At 33.3% G+C, this 9,951-nt stretch carries 8 protein-coding genes; all 8 read left to right on the top strand.

All coding sequences use genetic code 11. The annotated features are described in order from the left end of the window. On the top strand, window positions 1-474 hold a 474-nt coding region (locus tag DIU01_RS14950; protein ID WP_290835844.1), incomplete at its 5' end, for a hypothetical protein. 65 nt (window positions 475-539) lie between these two features. Then, on the top strand, window positions 540-1,802 hold the full coding sequence (locus DIU01_RS14945) for a DUF2130 domain-containing protein (protein ID WP_290835842.1): 1,263 nt from the start codon (window positions 540-542) through the stop codon (window positions 1,800-1,802). A gap of 9 nt (window positions 1,803-1,811) precedes the next feature. Next, on the top strand, window positions 1,812-3,287 hold the full coding sequence (locus DIU01_RS14940; RefSeq protein WP_290835840.1) for a class I SAM-dependent DNA methyltransferase: 1,476 nt from the start codon (window positions 1,812-1,814) through the stop codon (window positions 3,285-3,287). Next, complete coding sequence (locus tag DIU01_RS14935) at window positions 3,284-4,408, top strand: restriction endonuclease subunit S (RefSeq protein WP_290835838.1); 1,125 nt, start codon at window positions 3,284-3,286, stop codon at window positions 4,406-4,408. The genes DIU01_RS14940 and DIU01_RS14935 overlap by 4 nt, the downstream gene beginning before the upstream one ends. A gap of 15 nt (window positions 4,409-4,423) precedes the next feature. Beyond that, entirely contained in the window at window positions 4,424-5,047 is a 624-nt protein-coding gene (locus DIU01_RS14930) for a hypothetical protein (RefSeq protein ID WP_290835836.1), read from the top strand. 9 nt (window positions 5,048-5,056) lie between these two features. After that, the gene (locus DIU01_RS14925) at window positions 5,057-5,692 is read left to right on the top strand and encodes a hypothetical protein (protein ID WP_290835834.1); all 636 of its coding nucleotides are present in this window, start codon (window positions 5,057-5,059) and stop codon (window positions 5,690-5,692) included. A gap of 16 nt (window positions 5,693-5,708) precedes the next feature. Next, complete coding sequence (locus DIU01_RS14920; protein ID WP_290835832.1) at window positions 5,709-9,146, top strand: DEAD/DEAH box helicase family protein; 3,438 nt, start codon at window positions 5,709-5,711, stop codon at window positions 9,144-9,146. A 22-nt stretch (window positions 9,147-9,168) separates the two neighbouring features. After that, window positions 9,169-9,951 (top strand): hypothetical protein (locus tag DIU01_RS14915; RefSeq protein WP_290835830.1); only part of this gene is annotated, 783 nt, incomplete at its 3' end.

Here is a 9,951-nt window from a genome sequence, read left to right as displayed (position 1 = left end):
AAAATGAAGGATAAAAAATTCAATGTTTTTTATTCTGACCGTTATTTAAAAACTCCTTTTGGCTGTTTATTGATGTTACAATTCTTAAACAGACTTCAAACAAAATTGGGTTTTCAAATAGATAGTTTCACTTTTAGCGGACAAGATTTCTATAATGAAAGAACTCCTCAAAAGCTTTTTCACGAATTTAAAGATCGTGAATCACGAGACAGTTATTTAAAATCATTTAGTTATGAATTAGATGCTAGTAATGTAAATGTAGTATCTAATTCAATTCCACATTACAGATATTTTGAATTTAGTAATGATGAAATTAAAATAGTAATTCGACCTGATGCAGGTGTAGAGCATGGTTGGAAACTGAAGGATAATAATTTAAAAGTCGAAGACATTAATAAGTTAGACACAGATTTTGAAATTATTAAAATGAATAATCATCCAATTTTATATACCATTAGTATTGAAAATATTTAATTGTGCAGATATGTCGCACACATACAGTTTACCTTTACCCAGTAAACCAATAAAAAGCAAATTTTATGTCTGAGCAAACTTCTATCAAATGTCCTAATTGTGGTACTTCTATCGATGTGAATGATATTCTAAAACATCAATTAGAAGATAAAATTAGAGCCGAGTATCAACAAAAAGCAAGTCAACAAGCTAAAGAATTGGCTTCTAAAAACGAAGCATTGGAAATAGCCAAAGCTGAATTTGAAGCGAAGAAAAAACAGGAGAACGAGCTTTTTGCAGAACGTTTAGAACAAGCTAAAAAAGTTTCTGAAAAAGAAATTACAGAGAAGCTGAAAAAGAAACTAGAAGAAGAAAATAAGGACAAAGTAAGTGTAATGGAAAAAGAGCTTTCTGAAAAATCAGAAAAGCTTCGTGAATTGAGTAAAACGCAAGCCGAATTGGCTAAAGTGCAACGCGAGAAACTGGAGATGAAAGAAGCTATGGAAGCTGAAAATCAAATCAAGTTAAACGAGTCATTAAATGTAGAGCGTGAAAAAATCCGTAAACAAGAAGATGATAAGAATGAATTGAAATTTGCTGCACTTCAAAAAAGGTTAGATGATCAGATGAAACTAACCGAAGAAATGAAACGCAAACAAGAGCAAGGCTCTATGCAATTGCAAGGTGAAGTAATGGAATTAGCCATTGAAGAATGGTTGGCTTCTCAATTTCCATTAGACATTATCGATGAGATAAAAAAAGGTGCAGCAGGTGCAGATTGTTTGCAGATTGTAAATACCAGAGAATTAAATAATTGTGGAACGATATATTACGAAAGTAAACGTACTAAGGCTTTTCAACCAGCTTGGATTGAAAAATTCAAGAACGATATTCGAGAAAAAAATGCTAATTTAGGCGTTTTAGTTACTGAAGTCTTGCCAACTAGTATGGAACGAATGGGTATGAAAGAAGGTATTTGGATTTGTACTTTTGAGGAATTCAAAGGTTTAAGTGCTGTCTTACGTGATACAATAATACGTGTTAGTCAAGCGGTGCAAAATCAAGAGAATAAAGGAGACAAAATGACAATGCTTTATGATTTCCTAACCAGTAATCAATTTCATTTACAAATGGAAGGTATTGTAGAAGGCTTTACTCAAATGCAAGAGGATTTAAATAAAGAAAAAAGAGCCATGCAAAGCATTTGGAAACAACGCGAAAAACAAATTGACAAAGTAATTAATAATGCTGTCAATATGCACGGTGCAATTCGCGGTATTGCCGGTAATGCAGTACAATCAATTAAGGCATTAGAATTAGGCGAAGAAATTAATTTAATAGAAGAATAAATACAAACCATGATAACAGGAGAAATAAAATCACAAGTTGACAAAATCTGGGAGAGTTTTTGGACAGGTGGAGTTTCCAATCCATTAACAGTAATTGAGCAATTTACTTACTTGCTTTTTATACGTCGTTTGGACGAAACCCAATTGCTGGAAGAAAAGAAAGCAGCCATGATTAAAAAGCCAATTTCTAATGCAATTTTTACAGAAGAGCAAAAAGAAATTCGCTGGAGTTCTTTTAAAAATAAAGAACCTCAAACCATGTTTGACTTATTTACTAAACCTATTGTGGGTGGCATTTCTGTTTTCGACCACATGAAACAAGTAGGTGCAGAAAATGGTGTGTTTGCCAAATACATGTCAGGCGCAACTTTCATGATTCCCACACCTAGAGTATTAGACCAAGTAGTTCAAATGATTGATAAAATCAAAATGGAAGACCGTGATACTAAAGGTGATGTTTATGAATATTTATTGTCCAAAATTGCTACAGCAGGTACAAATGGTCAATTCCGTACACCACGACACCTTATCAGAATGATGGTCGATATGGTAAAACCTACCAAAGAAGATACTATTTGTGATCCATCAGCAGGTACAGCAGGATTTTTAGTAGCAGCTGGAGAATACATTCATGAGAATCATCCAGATTGGTTTCACGAAAAAACATTCAGAGAACATTACAACAGTGATATGTTCACCGGAATTGAATTCGACAATACCATGTTGCGTATTGGTGCCATGAACTTGCAATTACACGGTATCGAAAATCCAAATTTAATTGGTAAAGATGCATTAAGTGAAAGCAATGGCGATATTAGAGAGCAATTTTCATTAATACTTGCCAATCCACCATTCAAAGGAAGTTTAGATTATGATGGTGTAGAAACTTCAATTCTAAAAGTAGTGAAATCTAAAAAAACAGAATTACTATTCTTAGGATTAATGCTTCGAATGATGAAAACTGGTGGTCGTTGTGCTGTGATTGTGCCTGATGGCGTTTTGTTTGGTTCGTCAAATGCACACAAACAAATTAGACAAGAAATTTTAGAAAACCACAAACTCGATGCGGTAATATCTATGCCAAGTGGCGTTTTCAAACCGTATGCTGGAGTTAGTACTGCCGTTTTGTTTTTTACAAAAACAGGAACTGGTGGTACCGATAATGTTTGGTTTTATGATATGCAAGCCGATGGGTATAGTTTAGATGACAAGCGTGCAGAAACTAAAGATAATGATATACAAGACATTGTTTCAAGATATAACAATCTTGCAGCAGAAGTAGATAGAAAACGCACCGATAAAAGTTTTTTAGTTCCTTTTGGAGATATTAAAGCAAACGATTGGGATTTGTCTATTAACCGATACAAAGAGGTAATTTATGATGAAGTGACTTATGCCAAGCCATCTGTAATTATTCAAGATATCAAAAAGCTTCAAGAAGAAAATAAGCAGAAATTACTAATCTTAGAAGAGTTGTTGAAATGAAAGAAGTAAGATTAGATGAAATTTGTATTGTAATTGCAGGTCAATCTCCTCCATCTGATTCATACAATCAAGACAAAAACGGCGTACCTTTTTTTCAAGGTAAAGCGGATTTCGGGAGTATGTACCCAACAGTTAGATATTGGTGCAACAAGCCAACAAAAATATCTTTACCAAATGATATTTTGTTTTCTGTCAGAGCACCTGTTGGACCAACAAATATTAACAATATTGAAGCATGTATTGGAAGGGGTTTAAGTGCATTAAGATGTAAAGAGGATGTTCTTGAAATGAAATATTTATTGCATTACTTGAGAGCAAATGAAAATAAAATTTCAGATTTAGGAACTGGTAGTACTTTTAAAGCAATTACAATTTCAGAATTAAAAAAGTTGCAAATCCCTCTCCCACCTTTACCACAACAAAAAAAAATTGCCAACATCCTCGATGCAGCAGATGCTTTAAGACAAAATGACAAAGCATTGATTGCAAAGTATGATGAACTCACACAAGCACTTTTCTTGGACATGTTTGGTGATCCAGTGAGTAATCCTAAAGGGTGGGAGAAAGTTGAAACTATAAAGTATTGTGATAGTATTGTACCAGGGAGAGATAAACCAAAATCATTTACTGGAAGCACTCCTTGGGTAACTACAAATGATTTGAACCATTTGGGTAAAACTTCTATTTCAAAATCTAACATTGGACTTTCTGATAATGAAATTTTACAAGTAAAAGCAAAAATAATTCCTGAAGGAAGTGTAATTATGACATGTGTTGGGGATTTAGGAGTAGTAACAGTAAACACATCAAAGATGGTGGTAAATCAACAATTACATGCTTTTATATGTGGTCCAAAACTTAAGAATGATTTTTTAATGTATAGTCTTTCTTTTCAAAAACCTTACATGTACAAAATGTCTTCAAGTACAACTGTTCCATATATGAATAAAACAGTTTGCAATAATACTCCAACTATTGTTCCTCCAATTGAATTACAAAACCAATTTGTAGAGCGAGTGGCGGTAATAGAAGAACAGAAAGCTATTGCACAAAAGAGTTTAGAGAAATCAGAAGAATTGTTTAATAGTCTTTTACAAAAGGCTTTTAAAGGGGAGTTGTAAGAAAAAAATACAGTCATGAAAGTAATTAAAACGATTCAGCAATTAGAAATAACCAATGGCAACCTGACCGCTCATAACGAAAATGTTTTTCTTCGTCAAGGTAGTATGGATGGTGCTTGTGGTCCTTATTGTGTTTTTATGGCATTAATTATTTTGGGTATTGTAGACTATAGGCAAGCCACTAATCTATGGTTAACAAAAGGCAGTAGCAAATTAGGTAAGTTGATAAAGGCAATGCGAGAGCATGATGTCTTTATTCAAAATGGAACTTTTGTAGAAGATTTAGATACCTTGATAGCACAGAGTTTTAAAAAAGATGTTATTACTCAAAGTACAAGTGATGGTGGAAGAAAAGTTATAGATTTTACTGTTGCTTCTCTAAAAAATAATGCTCCTGTAATCGTGGGAATTAGAGGTGTTGATTTAGCACATTGGTTATTAGCAGTTGGTTTTGAAGAAAATAATGGAGTTATTTCTAAATTATTCTTCTTAGATCCATCAGTAAGTGAAGCAGAAAACTATTGGAATTCTATAATAAGCATAGAAACATCTTATCGTGGTATCTATCCTTACAAATGGGAATCTCAAGTAGATACTTTTATAAAATTTGAAGATGCAATTAGTATAAACATAATATAAAACACAAGTATGAAATTAAAAATTCTATTTATTGTAATGCTATTAAGTTTTTTTGCGTGTAAAAAAACAGATGCTTCTTATGATAGTGAGGAAACAACCAATAGCGATTATCAAGAAGAAACAGAAGCGTATCCAGATGGTACTTATTGCGCAGAGATAGATTATTACAATCCAGATACAGGGACACGAAGTACGTATACTTTAAATGTGGAAGTTGAAAATAATGAACTAACTGTAATTCATTGGCCCAATGGTGGTTGGTTAGACGATAGTCATTTTTCACCAGAAGAATTGGATAGTAGCGGAAGTTGCTCGTTTACAAGTGATAAAGGATACCAATATGATATTCAAATAACAGGTTCTGAATGTAATTTTACAGATGATACTCAAATTATAAATGATGCACAAGACGAACAAGCTGCTGTAAATTGTCCTAAATGTGGCGGCGATAAAGAAACGTATGATAATTTGTGTTGGTATTGCGAACGCAAGGAAAAAAGAAAAAAAGAGGATATAGAAGAGCATACTTGTAAAAGATGTGGGCAATACGATTCATTTATGTTCAGTACAGATGATTTGTGCTCTGATTGTGAAAGGGATGATAAAAATAAAGAACGAGAGGAAGAAGAAAAAGATAATCAATAAATTGTAAGCAATACCTATGAGCAACTTTAAATTCCTTCAACAAGAGTGGCAGTCACTCTACAGTAAGTTAAAAACGGCAGAAGAAAGGGTTTTTATTGAACCGGTTTCTGCGGCTAGTTATTGTCGTTTGGTATTAGAAGAATCCATGTATTTAATCTATGATTTAGAGCACATCGATAAACCATTCAATACCGAGCTCATTAACTTAATGAATGAAGAAGCAATTAAAAGTATCATACCATTTCAACTTCACGAAGGATTGCACATTGTTAGAAAAACAGGTAACAATGCAGCACATTTTGGTAATCGTATTAATTCTAAAGATGCATTAATAAGCATACGTTACATTTATGATTTTGCCAAATGGTTGGCTCAAACTTATAGCGCAGAAATGCCTGATTTACCTGGAGTATTCAATGAAGCTTTCATTCCAAAACTAGGAGAAAAACAAAGACTGCTAAAAGAACAACAACAAGAACAAGAAAAGGCGTACCAGCAGTTACAAGAGCAAATTGCAAAATTACAACAAGAAAAAGAAGCTATTCTTGAAAAAGCACAAGAAAGCGAAGTTACACTTAAAGCTTTACAACAACAAACGCAACAAGCGGTTGTAAAACTAAAAAAACAAAAACAGGAGAGACTAAAACCCTTAACTACTGAATTTACAGAATCGCAAACACGTCAACACCTCATTGATGTTGATTTGAAAGAAGCTGGGTGGAATAATCTCAATGTAGGAAGAGATTTAGAATATCCAGTAACAGGAATGCCAATATCTGCGGACAATCCAAAAGGTAACGGATTTGTAGATTATGTTTTATGGGATGATAACGGAAAACCATTAGCCATCATTGAAGCAAAACGAACCACGAAAGACATTGAGGTTGGAAAGCATCAAGCATCTTTATATGCCAATTGTTTAGAAAAGATGCATGGCCAAAGACCAATCATTTTCTACACCAATGGCTATGAAACAAAAATTTGGGAAGATACTTTTTACAGTTCTCCAAGAAGAGTTTTTGGTTTTTATACCAAAGAAGAACTACAATGGTTAATTCAAAAAAGAACAACCATCAAAGACATTCGCAAGGCAACTATCAATACGGCTATTGCAAACAGACCATATCAATTTGAAGCCATAAATCGAGTAGCCGAAACCTTTGTTACCGATGGTGTAAATGGCTTGTGTGGCAACAAGCGAAGAGCATTATTAGTAATGGCAACAGGAAGTGGTAAAACAAGAACTGCTGCGGCAATGGTAGATGTGTTATTCAAAAATAATTGGGTAAAACGAGTACTGTTTCTAGCCGACAGAAACGCTTTGGTACGCCAGGCTAAAAATAACTTCAGCGAATATTTACCCGATTTATCAGCCATAGATTTAACAGAGGAAAAGGAAAATGATACTACACGATTAGTATTCAGTACCTATCCAAGTATGATGAACAAAATAGACAATATTCGCAATGCCGACGAACGTTTTTACGGTGTCGGTCATTTTGATTTAATTATTGTTGACGAAGCACACCGTTCCATTTACAACCGATACAAAGCCATATTTGACTATTTCGACGCTAGTATTGTAGGACTTACAGCCACTCCTAAAGATGGAATAGACCACAATACGTTCGAACTTTTCGGATGCAGTAATGAAGACCCAACATTTTTGTATGAGCTGCATCAAGCAGTTCCTCAATATTTAAATCCTTATAAGAACATTGACATTACAACCAATTTCTTAAGAGAAGGTATCAAATACAAAGACTTAACCGATAAAGAAAAAGAAAAATACGAAGAAACCTTTGAAGACAAAACGACTGGACTTTTTCCAGAGGAAATAAGAGCCAATGCTATGAACAAGTGGTTGTTCAATAAAGACACCGTTAACAAAGTGTTGGATGCTTTAATGGCAAACGGATTAAAGATTGAAGGTGGTGATAAGTTAGGCAGAACAATCATTTTTGCTGTAAATCAAAAACACGCAAAATTCATTGTTGATTGTTTCACCGAAAGATATCCGGCTTTACCTTCTGGATTTATTTCCATGATACATAATGAAGTTTCCCATGCTCAAAGTTTGATAGATGCATTCTGTGATAAGTACAAAGAAAACAATCCGCAAATAGCTGTTTCTGTTGATATGATGGATACAGGAATTGATGCGGTTAGAATATTGAATTTGGTATTTTTCAAAGTGGTAAGGTCTTATGCTAAGTTTTGGCAAATGATTGGAAGAGGAACAAGATTGTGTGAAGATGTATTTGGTCCAAACCAACCCAAAGACCATTTCTTAATATTTGATGTATGTGGTAATTTTGACTTCTTTGAAGTTCAAAAGAAAGGCAAGGAAACACTTATTGCAAAACCAATCACACAGCAAATATTTGAATCAAGATTACATTTAAGTAGATTACTTGTAGAAGAAGGAGAAGAAGAAAATATCGAGCTTTCTAATACTTTGCGCGATATATTACATAACGCCATTCAACAGTTAGATAGAACACGTTTTCAAGTAGCGATGAATTTAAAATACGTCGATGAATTCAACGATAGAAATAGATGGAATAATTTAGACAGTAATGATGCACATATTATTGAAGAGTTCCTTTCTGAATTACCTATTCCGGAAACCATTAATGAAATGGCAAGACGATTTGACTTGATGATGCTAAAATTACAAATAGCAACATTGATGATGTCTGGTACAAAAAAGCGATACGAAGAAACCTTAATTGATATAGCTGAAGGATTGAGTAAAAAATATACCATTCCGGCTGTATTACGTGCTAAACCAACTATTGAAAACATCCAAAAACATGATTTTTACAAAGGAATTTCACAAAAAAAACTGGACAGTATTCGGGAAGAACTTCGTGAATTGATTCAGTACCTCGATACAAGTAATAGAGCTATCATTTACACCGACTTGGAAGATTCTGAAATAACTATGGTTTTGAATGAACCAAGGATAACTTCAAATTATGGTACTTCATATCGCAGAAGGGTAGAAAGCTTTATTCGTGAAAACAAGCATCAATTAACCATATCAAAATTAGCCACCAACAATCCAATAACAACAAAAGAATTAAAACTTTTAGAAGACATTTTGTTTGATGGTGAAGAAAGAGGAACAAGAGAAGATTTTGAAAAAGAGTTTGGTAAAGAACCATTAGGGGTATTCATTCGAAACATCGTAGGTCTCGATATAAAAGCAGCACAAGATGCCTTTTCAGAATTTCTACAAGCAGGAAATCTTAGAGCCGACCAAATGACTTTTATACAAAACATCATTACCTACTTAACAAAAAACGGCACTATAGAGCCAAGTATGTTATTTGAACCTCCATTCACTGATATGAATGATCAAGGTTTAATGGGAGTGTTTGAGGATAGTGATGCACATAAAGTAATAAGTATTATCGAAAAGATAAACGAAAATGCTTTTATAGCTTAATAACATACAGCGACGCATTAAAATGAAACAATTCAAAGCAGGATATATAGTAGATGCAATAAGTAATTTAATTACGGATAATTTTAAGTCATTAAATTATTTTAATGAAACTGAAAATGATGACATCAATAAAGTAAAAGGATTGCTTCAAAACTTGAGTGCTTTTGATGTAGAGTTCCCATATACCCATTCAATAAATTACGACAATATTCATCCGGTATTAGCTACTATAAATAATATCATTACGAGAGGTTTGCCAACAAAAGCACCACTTAGTATAGAAGAAGTTTTTGCAGAAATTGGTTTGACGAGAAAAAATAACAATGAATTTACATTAGATTATTCAAATGCAGTAAAAGAGTTAAATTTTGAAACGGTTTTTGAATTACTCCATATCATAGAACCAAATTTAAAGTTTAATGAAGATAACTACATTGGAGAATTGGGAAGTCAATTAGAAAGGAAATTTTTAGGCAACCATCAGTTTATCAAACAACTTTTTCAAACGCAAAGAGACTTTGCTACAATAAATCCAGAGATGTTTGGTGGTAAATCAGTCGATTTTAGTTTTACATCACCTTATTTGTATTGGAATAAAAAGCAAAATAGAACGGAATATAAAACACGAATATTTGAAATTGATGGTCCACATCATTTATTAGAAGAATATGTCCACTATGATATTAATAGAGATTTAGCTGCAAGCGAAGTGAATGCGGAAACGTTTCGTTTCACTCAAAATGAGATTAATGCAAATGCGATTCCTTACGATAAATTATTTACAGAGGAATTATATAAAATTTTT

The sequence above is a fragment of the Flavobacterium sp. genome (assembly GCF_003525665.1).
GTDB lineage: Bacteria > Bacteroidota > Bacteroidia > Flavobacteriales > Flavobacteriaceae > Flavobacterium.
The sequence above is the reverse complement of the archived record's forward strand: the minus strand, read 5'-3'. Positions and strand labels throughout refer to the sequence as shown.